We start from the raw sequence: 21,875 nt of genomic DNA on the forward strand, positions 1-21,875 counted from the left end.
GTGGTCGGCGGCGGGGTCGGGCTGGGGCTGCTCGTCGGCGTCGGGCTGGTGGTCGGGCTGCCGGTGGGGCTGGCGGTCGGGGTGCTGCCGGCGTACACCGACGCCTCGCGGGACGTGGCGGCGATGCCGTTGGCGCCGTTGAAGATCCGCTGACCCCAGCTGGTGAGCTGGGCCGGGTTGAACGCGGTGGTCATGTCCAGGTACTCCACGCCACCGCCGTTGCCGCTCCACGACCAGCCGAGGTAGCCGATGCCGTTGGCCTGGGCGTACGCCATGATGGCGTCCTCGTCCGGGTTGCCGTCGGAGTGGTTGAAGCCGAACTCGCCGACCACGATGGGCAGCCCGGCGGTCCGGAACCGGCCCAGGTAGTCGCTGATCTCGGCGGCGGTGTCGAACACGCCGTACATGTGGATGGAGAAGACGGTGTTGCGCTGCGGGTCGGCGGCGAACACGGTGCCGGCGTTGTCGCGCATGGTGAACGTCCAGTCCTGGCCCCAGTTCGGCGCGTCCACCATGATCGTGTGGGTCAGGCCGGCGGCGCGCAGCCGCTTGATCGCGTTCGACGTGTCGGTGGTCCAGGCACTGTAGCCCTGGTTGCCGAACGGCTCGTTGCCGATGTTGACGATGACGTACTTCTCCTGGCCCTTGAGCACGTCGGCGATGCTCAGCCAGTAGTCGGTGGCCTTCGCCAGCGTGGTGGCGGCGCCGTCCTCGCCGTACCCGGTGGTGTCGTGCACCTCCAGCACGCAGATCATCCGGTTGGCCTTGCACAGCGAGATCACGTTCGCCACGTCGGCGGCGCTGTTCTTCGTCCAGCGGTCGCCGCTGGACAGGACGACCCGGACGGTGTTCGCGCCGAGCGCCTTGATGTTGGCGAAGGAGCTGGTCTGCTGCGGGTACCAGGTGTGCGCGTGGTTGACCCCGCGCATCACGAACTCGACGCCGTTGGCGTCGTAGAGCCGCCCGTTGGAGACGGAGAACCCGGTGGCGGCGTGGGCCGGCTGCCCGAGGGCGAAGACGGCGGCGAGGGCCGTCAGCAGGGCGGCGCCCGCGACGGAGAGCAGTTTCTTCATGGCTGTCCTCAGGGGAAGGTCTCCCCCGTGCCCGAGCGGGGGTGCGGTGACGGTGACGAGGTGGTGGCGACTGAGCCCGGTAGCCGCCGCCCGGTTCCCGAACGGACGCAGGCATCAGCGTAGGGCGATGGAAGGCATTAGGCAACCGGTTAAGCGGGGCAAGCCGGGAGGCGGCGAGGTGCGACCGCGGCAATTCGACTGAACCGGTTAAGAAGCCGGGGCACGGCAACCGGGGAAGCGGACAGCAGGGTTGACCCGCGCCGGGCGGGGTATCCGGGGACGATCCGCCCCGGGAAGGAGACGTGCCATGGTCAACGTCGGTTACACCCTCATGTGCGAGCAGGCCGGCCCGAAACAACTGGTCGACCACGCCGTACGCGCCGAGGCCGCCGGCTTCGACCATCTGGTCATGTCCGACCACTACTACCCCTGGCTGGAGTCCCAGGGCCACTCCCCGTACGCCTGGTCGGTGCTCGGCGCGGTCGCCCACGCCACCAGCCGGGCCGAGCTGATGTCGTTCGTGACCTGCCCGATCCGGCGGTACCACCCGGCGGTGGTGGCGCAGAAGGCCAGCACCATCGGGGTGCTCTCGGACGGACGGTTCACGCTCGGTCTCGGCGCCGGGGAGAACCTCAACGAGCACGTGGTGGGCGGGTGGCCGCACGTGCAGCAGCGGCACGAGATGTTCGAGGAGGCGCTGCAGATCATCCGGCCACTGCTCAACGGCGAGACGCTGACGTTCTCCGGCAACCACTTCGACGTGCCCGACGCGTACGTCTGGGACCGGCCGGAGCGGCCGGTGCCGATGGCGGTGGCCGCGTCCGGGCGGCAGTCGGCCACGCTGGCCGCCGAGTACGCCGACGCCATGATCGCCACCGACCCGCTGTCCCACCTGATCGACATGTACGAGGAGGCGGGCGGCGCGGGCCGCCCCCGCTACGGGCAGGTCGCCATCTGCTACGGCCCGGACGAGGACGAGTGCCGCAAGATCGTGCACGACCAGTTCCGCTGGTTCGGTCTGGGCTGGAAGGTCAACGCCGACCTGCCCGGCCCGGAGTCGTTCGAGGCGGCCACCCGGTTCGTCCGGGAGGAGGACGTGGCCGAGGGCATCTCCTGCGGCCCGGACACCGACCGGCACGTCGAGGCGTTCAAGAAGTTCGTCGACGCCGGATTCACCCACGTCGCGCTGGTCCAGGTGGGCGGCGACACCCAGCCGATGTTCCTCGACTGGGCCCAGGAGGAGCTGCTGCCCCGGCTGCGCGAGCTGTGACCGCCGCACCGCTACCTCCCCCGCTGAGGAGTTGACGCCATGCGTATCGGGAACACCGAGATCCGGCCCGCCGGGGGCGGGCTCGGGTGCCTGCTGATGATCCTCTTCTCGATCGTCGCCTCGGTGGTGCTCACAGTGCTGCTCAACCTGGTCCTGTAGAACCCGGCCCGGCGCGCGCGACGGCGACACCAGAATGGGGCATGCCCCTGCTGACCGCGCTGCCGCTGGCGCTGGAGATGGTCGCCGGGTCGAAGCTCGTCAGCGCCGTCGTCCTCGCCTCCGGCCGCCACCCGCGGCGCAGCTCGGCGGCCTTCCTGGGCGGTGTGGCGGTCGGCGTCCTCGGGCCGCTGACGCTCTGGTACGCGGCGTTCCGGGTGGTGCGGCACACCGCCGTGCACGGCATCGGGGCAGGCGGCAGCCGGCGGCTCATCGACTGGATCGTGCTGGGCCTGCTGGCGGTCCTCATGGTGGTCACGTTCCGCAGGCGGCGGCGCGACCGGCCGCCCGGGTGGCTGCGCCGGTTGCAGGACCCCCGGCCCGCGTACGCCTTCGGTCTGGGGCTGGTGCTCGCCGTCGCCGTACCGAGCGACGAGCTGGTCATGGCGTCGGTCGCGGGGAGCATGGCCGGGCACGGCCGCCCGTGGTGGCATCTCCTGCCGTTCGTCGCGCTCACCGTGCTGCTGCTGGCCCTGCCGCTGCTCACGCTGCTTCTGTCCGGCGAGCGCGCGGAGCGTCTGCTGCCCGCCTTCCGCTCCTGGACCGACAGGCACTCCTGGCTGGTCAGCGAGACGGTCATCCTCATCTTCGCGGCCTTCGTGGTGGCCGACCTGGCGGGGTCGTTCAGCCGGCCGTGAGGTCCACCTCGGCCAGCACCGGATAGTGGTCCGAGGCCGAGTCGGCGTCACCGTCGCGGACCACCCGCACCGCTCGTACCCGGTCGGCCAGCGCCGGAGTGGCGAGCAGGTAGTCCAGCCGCATCCCGGCGAACTCGGCACCGCCGTGCCGGGTCGGCACGGTCAGGCCGCCGGGTTCGTCGCCGCCGGACCGCGGCCACAGATCGACCAGCCCGGCGTCGAGCAGCCGGGCCACCGCGCGGGTGTCCACGGTACGGCCGTCGCGGCGCAGGTGCCGCCGCCGGTACGGCGTGGCCAGCCCGGCCAGCCGGGCGGTGTGGTCGGCTGTGGGCTCCAGCGTGTTCAGGTCACCGGCGAGCAGGGCCAGCGCTCCCCCGGTGCGCCGGAGCGCGGCGGCCAGCCAGTCCGCCTCCATCCGCCGCCGCCCGCCCGAGTAGGGGTTCAGGTGCGTGCTGAACACGGTGAGCGGCCCCGCGCCGGTGGCGACCTGCACCCGGGCGGCGGCGTGGTGGAACGGGCGGCGGACCCGGCCGGCGCGCAGCACCCGCAGCGGCGGGCGGACCAGCACCGCCACCGGCTGGCCGAAACAGGACCGGGCCAGGTACGGCGTCATCCCCAGCCGCCCGGCCAGGCCGCCCAGCGTGGCGTCCATGCCGCGCAGTTCCTGCAGGGCCAGCACGTCGGGGCGCTGGGCGGTGACGACCGAGACGATCCGGTCCCGGCGGTCGGTGCCGTCGCCGTCCCGCCCGCCGGTCCGGATGTTCCAGGTCATCACCCGCAGCATCGGCTCAGTCCGGCCGCGCGGCCTTGGCCAGCTCGTCGTCCAGCTCGTCGACCTGTTCGGACTCGATCGCCGGCCGGTTGCCCTCGTACACGTCGGCGTTGGGCCGGATCACCCAGTACAGCAACGACAGCCAGAGCGCGCCGAGCAGGATCGCGCCCATGAAGTCGGTCGGGTGGTGCATGCCCCGGTACATCCGGGAGGTGGCCACGCCGACCGGCATCAGCACCGCCAGGCCCACGAACAGCCACCGCCACCACCTGTCGGTACGCGGGAACACGATGACCGCCATGGCCACCCAGAGGCAGATGGTCGCCGCGATGTGCCCGGAGGGGAACGACGAGGTGGGCATCTGCCCGTCCAGGTTCTCCACCGGCGGACGGGGGCGGTCCACCACCCGGGCGCTGGCCAGGAACAGGCTCAGCTCGCCGAACATCGCCAGCACCACGTACAGCACCGGCCGCCACCGCCGCCACACGGCCAGCACGATCGGGCAGAACACCAGCGACACCAGCAGGATCGCGTGGGTGTCGCCGAACTTGCTCCACCACCAGCTCAGCTCCGTGAGCGCGTCGGTGTGCCGCTCGGCGAACCAGCGCGGCACCTCGGTGTCGAGCGTGTCGAAGAACGTGCCCTTGGCGTGGTAGCTGACGAACATGCCGAACGCGTAGAGCACCCCGAAGACGAGCACCCAGCCGACCAGCAGCTCGGCGATCGCGGAGCGCGGGTGCTCCAGCACCTTCTCCTCGTCCGGCGCGAGCGCCAGGTCCTCGCCGGCCTCCGGCTCCAGGCCCTCGCGCAGCGGCGGCACCGGCCGGCCGCGCTCGCGCCGCCACAGCCGGAAGGCGTACGCGGTGACGCCCAGCCAGGCCGCGCCGAGCAGCCAGCCGCCGATCACGTCCGACACGAAGTGCACGCCCAGCGCGATCCGGGTCAGTCCGACCAGGAAGATCAGCAGGGCGGCGATGCCGATGGCGGGCTTGCGCCAGCGCGGCGACATGGCCGGCAGGAACACCAGCAGCAGCGCCCCGTACGCGACGAACGAGCCGAGCGCGTGACCACTGGGGAAGCTGTTGCCCGGTGCGCTGGCGATCGGCACGTCCACCACCGGGCGCAGCCGCCCGACCAGCGCCTTGAGCGACGGGTCGAGGATCAGCCCGCCGGCGCCGGTGACGATCAGGTAGACCGCCAGCCGGGACTGGCGGCGGATCAGCAGGCCCACCACCGCGATGGTGACCAGCCAGATCAGCACCGGCCGCCCGCCCAGGTCGGTGATCGCCTGGAGCACTGTGACCAGCGGGCCGTGCGGGGCCACGAGGTTGTTGAACCACTCGGCCGTCTCGTGGTCGGCGTGGTAGAGCGGGCTCCACCGGAACCGGACCAGCATGAGCAGCACGCCGAACCCGACTCCCGCGCCGGCCACGGCGAGCAGGCCCGCGAGGCTCCGCTCCGCGAAATGGCTGAGCGGCCGGCTCCCGGCTTCCTTGACCGCGGTCACACCGCACCTCCCTCGTTCTTCTGCGAGGCGCGCTGTACCCGATCGGCGTGTTCCGTACACGCCGGACCGGCGTGGCGTCAGAGCGAGGTCATCTCACCGGTGTCGAACAGCTCCGCCCGCTGCGCCTCCGGCTCCCACAGGTCCGGCTGGGCGGGCTCCTCCACCCCGATGCGCATCGCTTCGAGCTGCGCGGCGAACGCCAGCCCGCCGAACAGCGCGATCCCGGTGAGGTTGGCCCAGAGCAACAGGGCCATCATGCCGGTCAGCGCACCGTAGGTCTGGCCGAATCCGCCGCTGTACTTCACGTACGCGGCGAGCAGCAGGCTGGCCAGCCACCAGATCGCGATGGCGATGGACGCGCCGAAGAAGAGCCAGGACAGGCCGGGCTGGCGGCGTCGCGGGGCGTGCCGGAACAGCACCGCGACGGCCAGCACGGTCAGGCCGAGACTCAGCGGCCAGCGGATCACGTCCCACCCGGCCATGGCGACGTCGCCCCACTCGTAGTGCCGCCGTACCGACTCGCCCATCGCCCGGCCGCCGACCAGGATCAGGAAGCCCGCAAGCGCGGGTACGCCGGCGACCACCGCGAGGACCGCGGCGCGCAGGTACTTCGCCAGCGCCGGGCGGTCCCGCTCGACGCCGTAGATCCGGTTGGCGCCCCGCTCGATCTGCGCCATCGTGGTGGTCAGCGCGACCAGCCCGGTGAGCAGACCGAGGGTCAGCGCCAGCTCGCCGGCGTCCTCGGTGCGCTCGCTGTCGGTCAGCAGGTCCTGCACCATGGCTTCGCTCTGGCCGGGCGTGATGGCCAGCACCGTGTCGGCGACGACCTTGCCGCCCTCGTCCACGCCCAGGTCGGTGATCAGGCCGGTGAGCGCGATCAGGAACGGCACCACGGCCAGGCAGAGCTGCAACGCCAGCGCCCGGGAGTGGCTGAACCCGTCGCCGTAGCGGAACCGGATGAACGCGTCCCGCAGCAGGCACCAGCCGCCGTGCCGGCGCAGTGTGTGCCAGGCGTCGTCGGCGGACAGCTGGTCCTCGGTCATCAGCCGGGTCTCGGGGACCAGCTTCGTGCTACTCACGGCGGGCCTCCTCGACCAGGTGCTCACCGCGCTCGCCGACCGCGTCGGCGTCCACCGCCAGGTCGGGATGCTCCTGCGGGCGCGGTACGCAGAGCCAGAGCGACTCGGGGCGGATGGTGGCCTTCAGCGACCGGCCCGGCTCGATCAGGTCGCCGTCGAGCTGCCGGGGCTGCGACCGGGTGCTGGTGATCTCGACCGACCGGGCCCGGAACACCTCCATGCCGGGCACCCGGTCGCGGCGGCGCAGCACCGCCCAGCCCATGGCGAGCCAGTGGCGCAGCGTACGCGGCGTCAGCACCGCCACGTCGAGCCAGCCGTCGTCCGGTTCGGCCTCGGTGAGCAGGCGTACCCCGCCCTGGAGACGCCCGACGTTGGCGACCAGGACCGAGCGGGCCCGGCGGCGCAGCGGCGGCTTGCCGTCGAGGCGCACCGAGACGCGCATCGGCCGGTCGCGCAGGTGGCGGGCGGCGCCCACCACGTACGCGGGCCAGCCGATCCGCTTCTTCGTGGTCTCGGAGGTGGAGTCGAGCATCTGGGCGTCGAAGCCCATCCCGGCCATCACCGCGAAGCACTTGTCGCCGACCACGCCGACGTCGAGGCGGCGCATCCCGCGCTCGACGGCGACCTCCAGCCCGGCGGCCAGGTCGTTTGAGAGGCCGAGGTTGGCGGCCAGCAGGTTGCCGGTGCCCTGGGGCAGTACGGCCAGCGCCACGTCGGTGCCGGCCAGCGCGGTCACGCACGCCATCACCGTGCCGTCACCGCCGCAGGCGAAGACGACCTCCGCGCCCGCCTCGACCGCCTGTTCCGTCTGCCCGCGGCCCGGGTCCTCGACTGTCGTCTCGTACCAGGCCGGGGCCGGCCACCCGGCGGCGGCGAGCGCGCCGTCCACGGTGCGGCGGAACTCGTCCAGGTCGGCCACCTTCACCGGGTTGACCACCACTGCCGAGCGCGGGGTGCGGTTCTCCGCGTTCACCGGGCGCTTGTCGTCTGCACCGTCCACGGCGTCAGTGTGCAGGACACGGGGCGTGACGGCGACCCGGCGGGGCGGGACGTTGCAAGGACCGCAAACAGGTTTGAAAAATGGATGCGCGTCGTCGCGGTCAGGCCGCCTCGCGCAGCGCCGCGTCGACGCGCCGCCGCAGGTCGTCGAGGTCGACGCCGGCCTCGGTGAGCACCACGGCGGCCAGGCCGTCGCCCTCGCGCAGCAGGCCGAGCAGGATGTGTTCGGTGCCGATGTGCCGGTGGCGCAGCCGCAGCGCCTCGCGCAGCGACAGCTCCAGCACCTTCTTGGCGCGGGGCGAGAACGTGCCGTGGTGCGACCCTCGACGCCACCAGCGGTGCGGACGCGGTGTCGCCTCGCGCAGCGCGTCGGGGCCGAAGGACTCCTCGATCCGGGCCACGATCGCGGCGAGGTCGATGCCGATCTCGCGCAGCGCCGCGGCGTCCGCCGCGCCGAGCCCGTCCACGCCCTGCGCGGTGTGGCGGGCCACCGCGGCGCGCAGAACCTCGGCGTCGACGCCGCCGGCCGCGAGCAGCCGTACCGCCAGGCTGTCGCGGTCGGCGAGCACGCCCAGCAGCAGGTGCTCGGTGCCGACCGGCCGCCGCCCCTCGGCGCGGGCCTCGTCGAGCGCGTGGTGCACCACGGCACGGGCCCGGTCGGTGAACCGTTCGAACATCACGCCTCCCAGCTCTCGCGCACCGCCGGCCGCCCGGCGTGCTTCTTGTGGACCGCCTGCCGGCTGACCTCGAGGGCGTCGGCGATCTCCTGCCACGACCAGCCCTGCCGCCGGGCGTTGTCGACCTGGATCACCTCGAGCCGTTCGAGCAGCCGGCGCAGGGCGAGCACCGCGCGCAGGCCGACCTTGGGGTCGGTGCTGCCGGCCGCCGCCGCGAGTTCCGTCGCTTGACTCATGCTGTCAATGTAGGTTGACAACACCCCTCGCGTCAACCCTGGTTGACAGGCGACCCGGCCTGCCGCTGTCCGGCCCGTCCCGGTGTTACGGTCCGCTGGTGTTCCGCCGCCGCCCGCTGGACCGGCCGGTCGAGTCCGCGCGCCGGCTCACCGCCGGCCGCCTCACCCTGGAGATCGCCGGCGGCAGCGTGGTCGGGCACCGCTACCCGGAGAACTACGACGTGCTGCACGTCGACCCCGAGCTGCCGCTCGCGGTGATCTGCGACGGGATGGGCGACGGCGAGGGCAGCCGGGTGGCGGGCACGACAGCGGCCCGGACGTTCACCGCGCGGGTCCGCGCCGGCTGGCCCGCCGTCGGCGCCGCCGCGCTGCGGGCCGCCGTGGCCGAGACCCAACGGCGGGTACGCCAGGCCGGCGCCGCGCAGTCCGGCCTGACCGGGTGCACGCTCACCGCGCTCGTGGTCGAGCCGGACGGCGAGCAGGGCTGGCTGGTGCAGCTCGGCGACTCGCGGGCGTACCGGCTGCGCGACGGTCTGCTGGAGCTGGTCACCGTCGACCACACCATGGCCTGGCTCGGCCTGCTGCACGGCTGGTGGCCGGCCGACTCGCCGGAGGCGGCGCGGGCGCGCTACCAGCTGCTGCGCTACGTCGGCCACCCGGACCGGCCCGAGCCGGACCTGCTCGCCGTGCCGCTGCGCCGGGGCGACACCTGGCTGCTGTGCACCGACGGGATCAGCGACCAGCTCGGCTACCACCGGCTGCGCGACCTGCTCTCCGCGCGGCGCGACCCGGCGCGCACCGCCGAGGCCCTGCTCGCCGCCAGCCTGGACGACGGCGGCGAGGACAACGCCACAGCCGTCGTGCTGCGCGTCCACCCGGCGCTGCCCGCCCCGCGCTGACCGCCAGTTCCGCCGACCCGCTCCGGCGCACCCGGTCCCACGACTACGGTGGGTGAAAAGCAGGGGTCGGGAGGTGAGCCGGGGTGGCCGCACCCAGCCACGGCGCGGTGGTGGTCGGCGTCGGCCGGTCCGAGGCCGATCTGACGGTGGTCCGCACGGCCGCCGCCGAGGCCGCCGCCCACGACCGGCCGCTGCACCTGCTGCACGCGTTCAACTGGGCCGCGACGCCCGGCCCCGCCCCGGCCGGCGGCACCCGAACGGACGCGGAGAACGTGCTGGAGCACGCCGGGCAGGTCGTCGCCGAGTGCGCGCCGCAGGTGCCGGTCAGCGGCCGGATCGTCGAGGGCTCGGCGGTCGAGGCGCTGCTGCGGGTCGCCGACACCGCGTTCCTGATCGCGCTCGGTGACGGGGGCATGTCCGCACACCCGGACCGCGTACCCGCCGACACGCCGGCCGTCGACGTGGCCGCCCGGGCCGGTTGCCCGGTGCTGGTCGGGCGTACCGAGCCGGCCCCGCCCGGCCCGCTGCTCGTCGGCTTCGACGGGTCGCCCAGTTCGCGGGCCGTCCTCGGGTACGCCTTCGACTGCGCGCAGCACCGGGGCGCCCGCCTGCTCGCCGTCCGGGTGATCGAGCCGGAGTCCGGCGACCGCGACGACGGGCGCCTGGAGGAGGCGGTCACCCGCACGGCCTTGCGGTACCCCCGGGTCGCCGCCGACTGCGAGACCGTCCACGGTGACCCGAAGTCCGTCCTGCTCGACCGGTCCCGCGCCGCGCAGCTGGCGGTGGTGGCCGCCTGGGGAGACGGGCCGGTAGGGTCCACTCTGGGCGCGGTCAGCCAGTCCCTGCTCTACCACTCGCCGGCCCCGCTGATCGTCGTACGGGGCATCCCCGCGGACGCTGGGGACGGGTCATGACGCCCGCGCGAGGCGGGACCTACGGCCCTGACCGGCGACCCCCGATGGGACGAGGCTGGACGCGCCGGGGAAGAAAATGTGGTCCCCGAGTGGCAGCCGACCCCGAGCCACGAGAGGCTAAGGCAGCATGGACACCGCGGTGAACCTGCACAGCCCCCTGACCGAAGACGAGTTGCGCCGGCTGGACGCCTACTGGCGCGCGGCGAACTACCTGACCGTCGGCCAGATCTATCTGCTCGACAATCCGCTGCTGCGCGAACCGCTCAAGCCCGAGCACGTCAAGCCGCGCCTGCTGGGCCACTGGGGCACCAGCCCCGGGCTCAACCTGCTCTACACGCACCTCAACCGGGTCATCGTGAACCGGGACCTGTCCGCCATCTTCGTCACCGGCCCCGGCCACGGCGGCCCGGCGCTGGTGGCGAACACCTGGCTGGAGGGCACCTACAGCGAGCTGTACCACCACATCCCCCGGGACGAGACCGGCATGCAGCGGCTGTTCCGGCAGTTCTCCTTCCCGGGCGGCATCCCGAGCCACGTGGCGCCGGAGGTGCCGGGTTCGATCCACGAGGGCGGCGAGCTGGGGTACGCGCTGAGCCACGCGTACGGCGCCGCGTTCGACAACCCGGACCTGCTCGTGGCCTGCGTGATCGGTGACGGCGAGGCGGAGACCGGCCCGCTGGCCGGGAGCTGGCTGTCGAACGTGTTCCTCAACCCGGCCCGCGACGGCGCGGTGCTGCCGATCCTGCACCTCAACGGCTACAAGATCGCCAACCCGACCGTGCTGGACCGGATCCCCGGCGAGGACCTGCGGGACATGATGCGCGGCTTCGGCTACGAGCCGTACGTGGTCGAGGGCGACGACCCGGCGACCGTGCACCAGCTGCTGGCCGCGACGCTCGACCGCGCGGTCGACGAGATCGCGGCGATCCAGCGCCGGGCCCGCTCCGGCGAGCACGTCGAGCGCCCCCGCTGGCCGATGATCATTCTGCGGACGCCGAAGGGCTGGACCGGTCCGTCCCGGGTCGACGGCAAGCAGGTCGAGGGCACGTTCCGCGCCCACCAGGTGCCGATCTCCGAGGTCCGGGACAACCCGGAGCACCTGGCCGAGCTGGAGCGCTGGCTGCGCAGCTACCGGCCGGAGGAGCTGTTCGACGCCACCGGCGGCCCGGTCGCCGAGGTGGCCGGCCTGCCTCCCACCGGTGACCACCGGATGAGCGCCAACCCGGTCGCCAACGGCGGCCGGCTGCTGCGCAACCTGGAGCTGCCGGACTTCCGCGACTACGCGGTCGACGTGCCGACGCCGGGCGAGCCGATGGCCGGCGCGACCGGTGTGCTCGGCCCCTGGGTCCGCGACGTGATCGCGCGCAACCCGGAGACGTTCCGCCTGTTCGGCCCGGACGAGGTCGCCTCGAACCGGCTCGGTGCGGCGTTCGAGGTGACCGACCGCGCGTTCGTGGGCGCCGAGGTGCCCGGCGACGACCACCTCTCCCCCGACGGCCGGGTGATGGAGGTGCTCTCCGAGCACCTGTGCCAGGGCTGGCTGGAGGGCTACCTGCTGACCGGCCGGCACGGCATCTTCACCAGCTACGAGGCGTTCATCCACATCGTCGACTCGATGGTCAACCAGCACGCCAAGTGGCTGAAGGTGACCCGGAACATCCCGTGGCGGGAGCCGGTGGCCTCGCTGAACTACCTGCTGTCCAGCCACGTGTGGCGCCAGGACCACAACGGCTTCTCGCACCAGGATCCGGGCTTCATCGACCACGTGGTCAACAAGAAGGCCGAGGTGGTCCGGGTCTACCTGCCGCCGGACGGCAACACGCTGCTGTCCACCATGGACCACTGCCTGCGCAGCCGGCACTACATCAACGTGGTGGTGGCCGGTAAGCAGCCCGCGCCGAACTGGCTGACCATGGACGAGGCGATCCAGCACTGCCGCCGCGGCCTGGGCATCTGGGACTGGGCCAGCAGCGACGACGGCACCGAACCGGACGTCGTGCTCGCCTGCGCCGGCGACGTGCCGACGCTGGAGACGCTCGCCGCGGCCGACCTGCTGCGCCGGCACCTGCCGGACCTGAGGGTGCGGGTGGTCAACGTGGTCGACCTGATGCGCCTGCAACCGCCGTCGGAGCACCCGCACGGCCTGCCGGACAACGAGTTCGACACCATCTTCACCAGCGACAAGCCGGTGATCTTCGCGTACCACGGCTACCCGTGGCTGATCCACCGGCTCACCTACCGCCGGACCAACCACGAGAACCTGCACGTGCGCGGCTACAAGGAGGAGGGCACCACCACGACGCCGTTCGACATGGTGATGCTCAACGACCTGGACCGCTTCCACCTGGTCATCGACGTGATCGACCGGGTGCCGGGGCTGCGGTCGCGCGCCGCGCACCTGCGCCAGGACATGGTGGACGCCCGCCAGGCCTGCCGCGACTACACCCGCCGCTACGGCGAGGACGACCCCCGGGTCGCCGAGTGGCGCTGGATCAGGGAGAACGACCCCGCGGTGAGGAGTGGCGAATGAACGACGACGAGATCCTGGTCGGCTACGACGGCTCCTCGGACGCCGCCGTCGCCCTGAACTGGGCGCTGGACGAGGCGGGCCGCTCCGGCCGGCCGGTACGCCTGGCGTACGTCTTCGAGTGGTTGACAGTGACCGGCTGGATCGGGCCCGGCGTGGCGCCCGGGGTGTGGCCGGACGAGGCCGCCCGGCAGCAGGTCGAGGAACTGGTCCGCAAGGCGGCGGCGGACGCCGCCGCCGACCGGCCGGGCCTGACCGTGCACGGCGAGGTGTTCGACGGGCCGCCCGCCCTGGTGCTCCAGGAGCGGTCCGCCGACGCCGGGATGCTGGTGCTCGGCAGCCGGGGCCACGGCGGCTTCGGCGGGCTGCTCGCCGGGTCCACGGCGGTCTCGGTCACCGCGCACGCCCACTGCCCGGTGGTGGTGGTCCGCGACGGCCAGGCCGCCACGTCCGGGCCGGTGGTGGCCGGCTCGGACGGCTCGGAGTCGGCGCTGCGGGCGCTCGGCTTCGCCGTCGAGCGGGCCGCCCAGCGGGACGTGCCGCTGCGGGTGCTGCGGGCCTGGGAGCCGCCGGGTGACCGGTGGGTGCCGCCGGACTTCGACCCGGAGCAGGTCGCCGCGAGCGAGCGGGCCGCCGCCGAGGCGGAGCTGGCGCCGTGGCGGGAGAGCTTCCCCGACGTGCCGGTCGAGATCGAGGCGGTCCCCGGCAGCGCGTCCGCGCTCCTGGTGGAGGCGAGCCGGTCGGCGCAGCTGGTGGTGGTCGGCAGCCGGGGCCGGGGCGGCCTGCGCGGCATGCTGCTCGGCTCGGTCAGCCAGCAGCTCATCCAGCACTCGCACTGCCCCGTCGCCGTGGTCCGCGAGCGCTGACTCAGCGGCCGGGCGCGGTGGAGCCCTCCTCCGGGTTGAGCGAGAAGTAGTCCTCCTCCTCCTGGGCCAGGTGCAGGCGCAGCACCGCGTCCAGGCCGTAGAGCGCGGCCAGCAGGTCGGGCACCTCGTCACGGCGCAGCCGGCCGTCCGGCTGCGCCGTGAGGTGCCCGCCGATCCGCTCCACCAGCCGGACGATCTCCACGTGCGCCCGGCTCATCGTGGAGGTCGCCTCGTCGCTGCCGAGCGGACCGGCCAGCGCCGGGTAGAGCTGCCGGTCCTCGGCCGCCTCGTGCGGCAGCACCTCGTCGACCAGACGCCGGTGCACCTCCCGCAGCGCCGGCAGGCACGCCGGGTCGTCCGGGCGGGTCGCCACCATGTCGGCGGTGTCCCGCAGCGCCGCCAGCACGTCCCGGACGCCGCCGTGCTCGCCCGCGTACCTGTCGATCAGCTCGACCGTGTGCGCGGGCAGGTCGCGCCGCCGCAGGCCGCCGCCGAGCGCGCGCAACGCGTTGAGGATCACCAGGACGTCGATGCCCTCCTGGAGGAACGCGCCGGCCACCGGGGGCAGCCGCCCCACCGCGGCCACCAGCATGGCCAGCACCGCAAGGCCCATCCCGACGGTGGCGCTCTGCACCGCGATGCGGCGCGCGTACCGGGCGATCTCGACCGCGTCGGCGAGCCGGTCCAGCCGGTCCACGGTGAGCACGGCGTCGGCCACGTCCGCCGAGGCGGTCGCCCCGGTCGCGCCCATCGCCACGCCCACGTGCGCCTCGGCCAGCGCGGGCGCGTCGTTCACGCCGTCGCCGACCATCACAGTCACCGCGTGCGCCGACTCCTCGCGTACCCGATCGGCCTTCTCCTGCGGCGAGCACCGCGCGATCACGTCGTCCACGCCCACGACCTGCGCCACCTGCCGGGCCGTGCCCGGCCGGTCGCCGGTCACCATGACCAGGCGGGTCAGGCCCGCCTCGCGCAGCCGCCGCACCGTGCGCCGGGCGTCCGGGCGGACCGGGTCCTCCAGCAGGATCGCGCCGAGCGGCCCGTGGTCGTCGCTGACCCAGACCGCGGAACGCCCGGCCCGTTCGGCGCGTTCACCGAGCCGGCCCGCCCACTCCGGCGGTTCCCCGGCGAGCTGACCGACGTGCACCATCCGCCCGTCGACGCGGCCGCTCACCCCGTGCCCCGGCTCCTCGGTGACCTGCGTCGGCTCGGCCAGCGGCAGCCCCCGCTCGCGGGCCTGCCGCACCAGCGCGGCGGCCAGCACGTGCGGGGAGAGCTGCTCGACCGAGGCGGCCAGCCGCAGCACCTCGTCGCGGTCGCCGCCCGGTGCCACCACCACCTCGGCCGCCCGGGGCCGCCCGGCGGTGAGCGTGCCGGTCTTGTCGAGCAGGAGGGTACGGGCGCGGCCGAGCTGTTCCAGCGACCCGCCGTCGCGGACCAGGACGCCGCGCCGGGCCACCCGGGACAGCCCGGAGACCACGGCGATCGGGGTCGCCAGCAGCAGCGGGCACGGGGTGGCCACCACCAGCACCGCCACCGCCCTGGTGAACTCGCCGGACAGCAGCCACGCCAGCCCGGCCAGCACCAGCGTGAACGGCACGAACGCGGCGGCGTACCGGTCGGCCAGCCGTACCATCGGGGCCTTGCGGGCGGTGGCCTCGCCGGCCAGGCGGACGATGCCGGCGTAGGTGCTCTCCGCCGCGTTGCGGCGGGCCCGCAGCCCGAAGCCGGCACCCGCGTTCACGACGCCGCTGGCCACCTCCTCCCCGGCCGCGCGGGTGACCAGCTGCGACTCGCCGGTGACCACCGACTCGTCGAGCGTGGCCGCCTCCTCGACCACGCCGTCCACAGGCACCACGTCGCCCGGCCCGACGACGAGGCGGTCCCCCACCGCGACGCGGTCCAGCGGCACCACCTCGATCCCGCCCTCCGGGGTGCGCCGGCGGGCCTGCCGGGGCGCGCGTTCCAGCAGCGCCCGCAGGTCGCGGGTGGCGCGACGCTGGGCGTACTCCTCCAGCGCCCGCCCGGTGGCGACCATCACCGCGATCACGGCGCCGGCCAGGTACTCCCGCACCAGCAGCGCGCCGAGCAGCGCCAGCACCGCGATGACGTCCACCCCGAACTGCCGCAGCCACAACTGGCGCAGCGTCGTCCAGGCCGCCGGCACCAGGGCGACCACCGTGACCGCCGCCCAGACCAGCCGGGCGGCGTCGTGCGCGCCGGCGAACCACAGCGCCGCACCGGCCAGCACCGCCGCGGTGAGCAGCACCAGCGGCGCCCACTCGGCCCACGCCCACCGCCGGGCGCGGGCCGGCTGCTCGGGTACGCACTCGCGTGGCTCGGTTCCCACGTGTGGATCGTCTCAGTCCCGGCGTGGGGCGGCGGGGCGACACGGGTAATCCGGCCCTGCGGGGCGGCCGGGCATGCCCGAGGATGGAGCGGCATCCCCACCCGGGCGTCCCGGGGGTGGGGCACGATGGGGAAAACAGGAAAGGTCGTGACGATGAGCCACGAGACGCCGGCCGGCGATCGCCCGTTGACCACCGCGCTCGCGGAGGCCGCCGGAATGGCCGGCCACGCCCCCTCGGTGCACAACACGCAGCCGTGGCACTGGACGGTCCTGCCCGACGCGCTGGAGCTGCGGGTGGTCCGCGAACGGCACCTCAGCGCCCTGGACCCGGAAGGGCACCTGCTGGTGGTGAGCTGCGGCGCCGCGCTGCACCACGCCCGGGTGGCGCTGGCCGCCGAGGGCTGGACCCCGGTGGTGGAACGGCTGCCCGACCCGAAGGAACCCGACCTGCTGGCCCGGATCACCACCCTCAAGCACACCGGCGCCGACCCCGACGCCATGCGCGTCGTGCAGTGCATGCAGGTGCGGCACACCGACCGGCGGCCGGTCAGCGACGAGCCGATCCCCACCGCCGCGCTGAACGACATCGACCGGGCCGCCACGCTGGAGGGGGTGAACCTGCAACTGCTCGACGACACCCAGAAGATCCAGCTCGCGAGCGCCGCGCAGCAGGCCGCCGCCGTCGAGGCGGACAGCCCGGAACTGCGCGAGGAGCTGGCCTACTGGACCAGCCGGGCCGGCACCGGCACCGGGCTGCCGCCGGAGGTGCTGCCCGAGCAGGCCCCGCAGACGACCGTTCCGGCCCGCGACTTCGGCCGCGCCGGCTCGCTGCCGATCGGGCCCGGCCACGACAAGGCCGCCGTGTACGGGATCCTGTGGGGCTCCGACGACGAGCTGATGAGCTGGCTGCGCGCCGGTGAGGCGCTCTCCGCCGCCTGGCTCACCGCCACCCGGCACGGGGTGTCGCTGGTGCCGCTGTCCGGTGTGGTGGAGGTCGAGAGCACCCGCGAGGTGCTGCGGCAGATGCTCTCCGGCCTGGGGTTCCCGTACATCAGCATGCGGCTCGGCCTGGCCGACCCGAACCACGCCGGTCCGCCGCACACGCCCCGGCTGGACGTCGCACAGACGGTCGACATCTCGGCGGTCCGCGACCGGCTCGCCTGACCGGTCTCGATCACGGCGGCCACCGGGCGATACCATCGCCGGGTGGCCGCCGCACCCCAGTCCCGGCACGAGCACCTCACGCCGTCGCTCGGGCTGACCCCGCTGTCCCGCGTCCGCCTGGACGAACTGCTCCAGGAGATGCTCGACCGCGTCGGCGAGGTGGTGACCAGCCGCGAGCGGCTACGGGCCCTGCTGGACGCGGTCGTCGGCATCGGGTCCGACCTCGACCTGCGCAGCACGCTGCAGCGGATCGTGCAGTCGGCGTGCGAGCTGGCCGGCGCCCGGTACGGCGCGCTCGGCGTGATCGGCCCCGACCGCATGCTGCACGACTTCATCGTCCACGGCATCAGCCCCGAACTGCACGCGAAGATCGGCGAGCTGCCGCACGGCCGCGGCGTGCTGGGTCTGCTCATCGACGAGCCGAAGCCGGTCCGCATGCCGGACATCACCAAGCACCCGAAGTCGTACGGCTTCCCGCCGAACCACCCGCCGATGCACAGCTTCCTCGGCGTGCCGGTGCGCATCCGCGACCACGTCTGGGGCAACCTCTACCTGGCTGAGAAGCAGGGCGCGGCCGAGTTCACCGAGGACGACGAGGAGATCGTGGTGGCGCTGGCCGCCGCGGCCGGCGTGGCGATCGAGAACGCCCGCCTCTACGCGCTGGCGCACCGCCGCGAACGCTGGCTGGCGGCCGCCGCGGAGATCACCTCGGTGCTGCTCGGCGAGGTACGCCGCACCGACGCGCTGACGCTCGTGGCCCGCCGCGCCCGCGAGGTCGCCGAGGCCGAACTGGCGCTGGTGCTGCTCTACGACGAGGACGAGGCCCAGTTCACCGTCGAGGTCGTCGACGGCGCCGACCCGGTCAGCCGGGAACTGGTCGGCGCGGTGCTGCCGGCCGCCGAGACCAGCTTCGCCGCGTCCGTCACGCAGGGCCGCCACGACCAGGTCGACGACCTCGCCGCCGCGGCGCCCTGGCCCCGGCCGGTGGTCGCCGGGCCGGCCGTGGTCTCCCCGCTCGCCGCCGCCGACACGCTGCACGGCGTCCTGGTGATCGGCTACCTGCCCGACCACGGGCCCGCCGCCGACGACGACCTCGCCCTGCTCGCCAGCTTCGCCGGGCAGGCCGCGCTGGCCATGGAACGCGCCCGCGGGCAGGAGGAACGGGAACTGCTGGTGGTCCTGGAGGACCGCGAACGCATCGCCCGCGACCTGCACGACGTGGTGATCCAGCGGCTGTTCGCCACCGGCCTGCAACTGCAGAGCGGCGCGATGAACGCCCGCCCCGAGGCGGCCAAGCGGATCAACCAGGCGGTCGACGACCTGGACGCCACCATCCGCGACATCCGCCGCACCATCTTCGAGCTGCGGACGCCGATGAGCGCGGCGCTGCGCACCGAGATCCGCGAGGCGATCGAGGTGGCCGCCGAATCGCTCGGCTACCGCCCCGACCTGGAGCTGATCGGCCCGATCGACAGCGCCGTCCCGGACGACCTGCGCCCCGAACTCACCGCCGTGCTGCGCGAGGCGCTGTCCAACGCGGTACGCCACGCGCAGGCCGACCGGGTGTCGGTGCGCGTACGCGTCGACGCCGGCCGGGTCGAGATCACCGTCACCGACGACGGGATCGGCTGCGACCCGGAGGCGGCCCGCAGCGGCCTGGTCAACCTGCGGGAGCGGGCCGAGCGGCTCGGCGGCGAGTTCACGCTGCGCCGGGCCGAGCCGCGCGGCACCGAGGTGCGCTGGAGCGTCCCGCTCGACTGACAGCCGTCAGGTGTTCTTGCCGAGCAGGCGGGTGGCCAGCACCGCCGCCTGGGTACGCCGCTCCAGCCCGAGCTTGGCGAGCACACTGGAGACGTAGTTCTTCACCGTCTTCTCGGCCAGGAACATCTTCCCGGCGATCTCCCGGTTGGTGAGCCCCTCCGCCACGTACTCCAGGATCCGCCGCTCCTGCTCGGTGAGCGACTTCAGCTCCCGCGGCTGCTCCACGCCGCTGCGGATGCGCTCCAGCACACGGGTGGTGATCGCCGGGTCGAGCAGCGACTGCCCGGCCGCCACCCGGCGGACCGCGTCCACCAGGTCGGTGCCGCGGATCTGTTTGAGCACGTACCCGGCGGCGCCCGCCATGATCGCCGCGAACAGCGCCTCGTCGTCCTCGTACGAGGTGAGGATCAGCCCCTTGATCGAGGAGTCCACCGCGCGGACGTCCCGGCACACGTCGATGCCGTTGCCGTCGGGCAGCCGGGCGTCGAGGATCGCCACGTCGGGGCGCAGCGCCGGAATGCGGCGCGCCGCCTCCTGGGCCAGGCCGGACTCGCCGACCACCTCGATGTCGCCGCTGCTCTGGAGCAGGTCGGCAAGGCCACGACGGACGACCTCGTGGTCGTCGAGCAGGAACACCCGGATCATCAGTCCTTTCTACCCGCTTTCCCGCCCTCGTAGCACGGGTCGAAAGTCCCGTCCTGCCCGCGCCGGCCGGGACCGACGGCCGGGCCCAGGTGGGGACCTCCGGCCCTGCTCACCGCGCCGCCCCCTGACGCACCGTAGTGGTGTACCCGGCCGGGGGAGCCGGCGCCGCACGAGAGGGAGCACCACCATGACGACCGAATACACCGCCGAGCAACTGCGGGCCGCGGTCGCCGACGCGGTCCGGGCCCCGTCACTGCACAACACCCAGCCGTGGCGGTTCCGGCTCGTCGACGGCGGCATCGAGGTGTCCGTCGACCCGCTGCGCGGCCTGCCCGCCACCGACCCGACCGGCTGGGGCGCGCGTATCGCCGCCGGTGCGGCCCTGTTCAACCTGCGCCTGGCGCTCGCCGTGGCGGGCACCCCGGCCACTGTGCGGCTGCGCCCGTACCCCGCCGACCCGGACGTCGTGGCCCGGCTGGTGCCGGACGTGCCGCGCCGTCCCACCCCGGTCGAGCAGAGCCTGTACGGGGCGATCGGCCACCGGTTCAGCAACCGCGCGCCGTTCTGGCCCGACCCGGTGCCGGCCGAGGCCCGCTGGCGGCTCGGCGAGGCGGCCCGCGCCGAACAGTGCTGGCTGGAACTCGTGATCGGCACCAGCGCCGTCAACGCGGTCGCCGAGGTCGCCCGCAGCGCCCACCGCGTGCTGGAACGCGACCCCGCGTACGTGGCCGAACGGGCCGAGTGGATCCGCTCCGAGCCGGCCCCCGACGGCGTGCCCTCCGGCGCCGGCGGACCGCAGAGCGAGCCGCAGGACCTGCTGCCCCAGCGCGGCTTCGGCGGACGCAACCGCGCCCCCGGCCGCGACTTCGAGCCGGAGCCGCTGGTCGCGGTGCTCGGCTCGGCCGGCAACACCTCGGCCGACCAGATCCTGGCCGGGCAGGCGCTGCAACGCGTACTGCTCACCGCCACCGACGCCGGGCTGAGCGTGTCGATGCTGTCCCAGCCGATCGAGGTGCCCGCCGCACGCGAGGCGCTGCGGATGTCGCTGGGCCGGTTCGGCACCCCGCAGATGGTGATGCGGATCGGGTACGGCCAGCCGGGCCGCGCCACCCCGCGTCGCCCGGTCGAGGAGGTGCTCGACCTGCCGGTCGTGCCGGCCTGACCCGTACCCTCCGCAGGTCAGGCCGGGAGCGCGGCCCTGCCTCTCGGGGTCAGGCCGGGAGCGCGGCCAGCAGGGCGGCCTCCCGCTCCGGCGCCAGGCCGACCGGTGCGCGCGCCGGCCGCCCCGCCCGGTCCGGCACGCGCCCCACCTCGCGCAGCCACCGCCAGGCGTCGGCGACCGTCTCGGTCACCGGCCGGCAGACCAGCCCCGCCGCGTACGCGCGTTCCACGTCCCGCTCCTGCAACCACCGGTACTCGTGCCCGCGCGGAATCCACACCGGCAGGTCGTTCCACGGCTCCACCCCGGCGGCCAGGATCGGCTCCGGCGCCGTCCACCGCAGCCTCGCGTCCGACCCGGTCACCGCCACCGCCGCGTCGAGCAGGTCACCCATCGTCGCGTGCCCGGTGCGACCCACCACGTTGTACGCCCCGCCGACGCCCTCGACGCCCCGGTCCAGCACCCAGGTCGCCAGGTCCCGGACGTCCACGTACTGGATGGGCAGGTCACGCGGCCCCGGCGCCAGCACGTCCCCGCCCCGGGCGACCCGGTTCAGCCACCACGGCAGCCGCCCGATGTCCTCCCCCGGCCCGAGGATCAGCCCGGCGCGCGCCAGCAGCGCCCGGTCGCCGAACACCCGAGTCGCGGCGAGTTCCCCGCCGGCCTTGTTCGCCGGGTAGTCACCGTCGTCTCCGTCCGCGTCGGCCGGCACTGTGGGCGCCTCCTCGCCGCTGCCGGGCGCGACGGGTGGCGCGTACACCGATCCGCTGGACACGTAGACGTAGTGCGGCACCGCGTCGGCGAGCGCCAGCGCGGCGTCCCGTACCGCGCGGGGCGCGCCGTCCCAGGTGTCCACCACCAGGTCCCACTCGCCGCCGGTGAGCGCGGCCAGCCCGTCCGGCGCGGTCCGGTCACCCCGCAACCGGTGTACGCCGTCCGGCACCCGCCCGTGCACACCCCGATTGAACACGGTCACCTGCCAGTCGCGGCGTACCGCCTCGGCCACGACCGCACCGCCGACAAAGCCCGTACCGCCAAGCATCAGGAGTCGCATAGGTCCCAGCCTGCCGCCCAGCACCACCCGGCAGGCACCAAGTTCACAGTCAGCAGATCTGCCAACGGC

General features: G+C 74.0%; 19 protein-coding genes. 9 read left to right on the forward strand and 10 right to left on the reverse strand.

Features of this window, described 5'->3' with window-relative positions; all coding sequences use genetic code 11:
- Positions 1 to 1,073 (reverse strand): glycoside hydrolase family 5 protein (locus ABD52_RS26445; protein ID WP_047893573.1); only part of this gene is annotated, 1,073 nt, incomplete at its 3' end.
- Between the two features lie 307 nt (positions 1,074 to 1,380).
- On the opposite strand from ABD52_RS26445, the gene ABD52_RS26450 reads away from it, so the two are divergent.
- Positions 1,381 to 2,343, forward strand: coding sequence for a TIGR03557 family F420-dependent LLM class oxidoreductase (locus tag ABD52_RS26450; protein WP_013284900.1), 963 nt, complete (start codon positions 1,381 to 1,383; stop codon positions 2,341 to 2,343).
- A gap of 200 nt (positions 2,344 to 2,543) precedes the next feature.
- Positions 2,544 to 3,197 (forward strand): GAP family protein, encoded by a 654-nt coding sequence (locus ABD52_RS26455; protein WP_047893574.1) that lies wholly within the window; start codon positions 2,544 to 2,546, stop codon positions 3,195 to 3,197.
- Here the strand turns inward: ABD52_RS26455 and ABD52_RS26460 are convergent.
- The 6 genes from ABD52_RS26460 to ABD52_RS26485 form a co-directional block, all read right to left on the reverse strand.
- Entirely contained in the window at positions 3,184 to 3,981 is a 798-nt protein-coding gene (locus ABD52_RS26460; protein ID WP_047893575.1) for an endonuclease/exonuclease/phosphatase family protein, read from the reverse strand. The two genes, ABD52_RS26455 and ABD52_RS26460, sit on opposite strands and share 14 nt — an antisense overlap.
- A 4-nt stretch (positions 3,982 to 3,985) precedes the next feature.
- Positions 3,986 to 5,476, reverse strand: a complete 1,491-nt coding sequence (locus ABD52_RS26465; protein WP_013284896.1) for a phosphatase PAP2 family protein — start codon at positions 5,474 to 5,476, stop codon at positions 3,986 to 3,988.
- 77 nt (positions 5,477 to 5,553) lie between these two features.
- On the reverse strand, positions 5,554 to 6,555 hold the full coding sequence (locus ABD52_RS26470) for a YihY/virulence factor BrkB family protein (protein WP_013284895.1): 1,002 nt from the start codon (positions 6,553 to 6,555) through the stop codon (positions 5,554 to 5,556).
- Positions 6,548 to 7,555, reverse strand: coding sequence for a diacylglycerol kinase family protein (locus ABD52_RS26475; protein WP_047893576.1), 1,008 nt, complete (start codon positions 7,553 to 7,555; stop codon positions 6,548 to 6,550). The genes ABD52_RS26470 and ABD52_RS26475 overlap by 8 nt, the downstream gene beginning before the upstream one ends.
- Positions 7,556 to 7,655: 100 nt before the next feature.
- The gene (locus ABD52_RS26480; protein ID WP_047893577.1) at positions 7,656 to 8,231 is read right to left on the reverse strand and encodes a Clp protease N-terminal domain-containing protein; all 576 of its coding nucleotides are present in this window, start codon (positions 8,229 to 8,231) and stop codon (positions 7,656 to 7,658) included.
- Entirely contained in the window at positions 8,231 to 8,467 is a 237-nt protein-coding gene (locus ABD52_RS26485) for an HTH domain-containing protein (RefSeq protein ID WP_030275209.1), read from the reverse strand. Before ABD52_RS26485 ends, ABD52_RS26480 begins: the two co-directional genes overlap by 1 nt.
- A gap of 98 nt (positions 8,468 to 8,565) precedes the next feature.
- Here ABD52_RS26485 and ABD52_RS26490 point away from each other — a divergent pair, with 98 nt between their 5' ends.
- From ABD52_RS26490 to ABD52_RS26505, 4 genes are all read left to right on the forward strand, one after another.
- A complete protein-coding gene (locus ABD52_RS26490; protein WP_047893578.1) occupies positions 8,566 to 9,366 on the forward strand; it encodes a PP2C family serine/threonine-protein phosphatase in 801 nt (266 codons plus the stop codon).
- Between the two features lie 83 nt (positions 9,367 to 9,449).
- Positions 9,450 to 10,280 (forward strand): universal stress protein, encoded by an 831-nt coding sequence (locus ABD52_RS26495; protein ID WP_047893579.1) that lies wholly within the window; start codon positions 9,450 to 9,452, stop codon positions 10,278 to 10,280.
- A 127-nt stretch (positions 10,281 to 10,407) separates the two neighbouring features.
- A complete protein-coding gene (locus tag ABD52_RS26500) occupies positions 10,408 to 12,810 on the forward strand; it encodes a phosphoketolase (protein WP_047893580.1) in 2,403 nt (800 codons plus the stop codon).
- Positions 12,807 to 13,673 carry a universal stress protein gene (locus ABD52_RS26505; protein WP_047893581.1) on the forward strand — a complete coding sequence of 289 codons (867 nt, stop codon included), beginning with the start codon at positions 12,807 to 12,809 and terminating at the stop codon, positions 13,671 to 13,673. The genes ABD52_RS26500 and ABD52_RS26505 overlap by 4 nt, the downstream gene beginning before the upstream one ends.
- Before the next feature lies 1 nt (position 13,674).
- On the opposite strand, the gene ABD52_RS26510 is transcribed toward ABD52_RS26505, so the two are convergent.
- Positions 13,675 to 16,023: a heavy metal translocating P-type ATPase gene (locus tag ABD52_RS26510; RefSeq protein WP_047893582.1), complete on the reverse strand. Its 2,349-nt coding sequence runs from the start codon at positions 16,021 to 16,023 to the stop codon at positions 13,675 to 13,677.
- A gap of 153 nt (positions 16,024 to 16,176) precedes the next feature.
- On the opposite strand from ABD52_RS26510, the gene ABD52_RS26515 reads away from it, so the two are divergent.
- Together ABD52_RS26515 and ABD52_RS26520 are read left to right on the forward strand one after the other, a co-directional pair.
- Positions 16,177 to 17,187, forward strand: coding sequence for a nitroreductase (locus ABD52_RS26515; RefSeq protein WP_047893585.1), 1,011 nt, complete (start codon positions 16,177 to 16,179; stop codon positions 17,185 to 17,187).
- 93 nt (positions 17,188 to 17,280) lie between these two features.
- Positions 17,281 to 18,948, forward strand: coding sequence for a GAF domain-containing sensor histidine kinase (locus ABD52_RS26520; RefSeq protein WP_200905240.1), 1,668 nt, complete (start codon positions 17,281 to 17,283; stop codon positions 18,946 to 18,948).
- Positions 18,949 to 18,954: 6 nt separating this feature from the next.
- Here the strand turns inward: ABD52_RS26520 and ABD52_RS26525 are convergent, their stop codons facing one another.
- Positions 18,955 to 19,593, reverse strand: coding sequence for a response regulator transcription factor (locus ABD52_RS26525; protein WP_013284884.1), 639 nt, complete (start codon positions 19,591 to 19,593; stop codon positions 18,955 to 18,957).
- Positions 19,594 to 19,780: 187 nt separating this feature from the next.
- On the opposite strand from ABD52_RS26525, the gene ABD52_RS26530 reads away from it, so the two are divergent.
- Positions 19,781 to 20,755, forward strand: coding sequence for a nitroreductase (locus ABD52_RS26530; RefSeq protein ID WP_013284883.1), 975 nt, complete (start codon positions 19,781 to 19,783; stop codon positions 20,753 to 20,755).
- A 49-nt stretch (positions 20,756 to 20,804) separates the two neighbouring features.
- On the opposite strand, the gene ABD52_RS26535 is transcribed toward ABD52_RS26530, so the two are convergent.
- On the reverse strand, positions 20,805 to 21,806 hold the full coding sequence (locus tag ABD52_RS26535; protein WP_047893584.1) for an NAD-dependent epimerase/dehydratase family protein: 1,002 nt from the start codon (positions 21,804 to 21,806) through the stop codon (positions 20,805 to 20,807).
- Between the last annotated feature and the right edge of the window lie 69 nt (positions 21,807 to 21,875).

Source organism: Micromonospora sp. RV43 (assembly GCF_001029515.1).
Lineage (GTDB): Bacteria > Actinomycetota > Actinomycetes > Mycobacteriales > Micromonosporaceae > Micromonospora > Micromonospora aurantiaca.

Coding starts and splice junctions, on each gene's coding strand:
- ABD52_RS26450 (WP_013284900.1), top strand. CDS start 1,381: ATGGTCAACGTCGGTTACACCCTCATGTGCGAGCAGGCCGGCCCGAAA.
- ABD52_RS26455 (WP_047893574.1), top strand. CDS start 2,544: ATGCCCCTGCTGACCGCGCTGCCGCTGGCGCTGGAGATGGTCGCCGGG.
- ABD52_RS26460 (WP_047893575.1), bottom strand. CDS start 3,981: ATGCTGCGGGTGATGACCTGGAACATCCGGACCGGCGGGCGGGACGGC.
- ABD52_RS26480 (WP_047893577.1), bottom strand. CDS start 8,231: ATGTTCGAACGGTTCACCGACCGGGCCCGTGCCGTGGTGCACCACGCG.
- ABD52_RS26485 (WP_030275209.1), bottom strand. CDS start 8,467: ATGAGTCAAGCGACGGAACTCGCGGCGGCGGCCGGCAGCACCGACCCC.
- ABD52_RS26500 (WP_047893580.1), top strand. CDS start 10,408: ATGGACACCGCGGTGAACCTGCACAGCCCCCTGACCGAAGACGAGTTG.
- ABD52_RS26505 (WP_047893581.1), top strand. CDS start 12,807: ATGAACGACGACGAGATCCTGGTCGGCTACGACGGCTCCTCGGACGCC.
- ABD52_RS26515 (WP_047893585.1), top strand. CDS start 16,177: ATGAGCCACGAGACGCCGGCCGGCGATCGCCCGTTGACCACCGCGCTC.
- ABD52_RS26525 (WP_013284884.1), bottom strand. CDS start 19,593: ATGATCCGGGTGTTCCTGCTCGACGACCACGAGGTCGTCCGTCGTGGC.
- ABD52_RS26530 (WP_013284883.1), top strand. CDS start 19,781: ATGACGACCGAATACACCGCCGAGCAACTGCGGGCCGCGGTCGCCGAC.
- ABD52_RS26535 (WP_047893584.1), bottom strand. CDS start 21,806: ATGCGACTCCTGATGCTTGGCGGTACGGGCTTTGTCGGCGGTGCGGTC.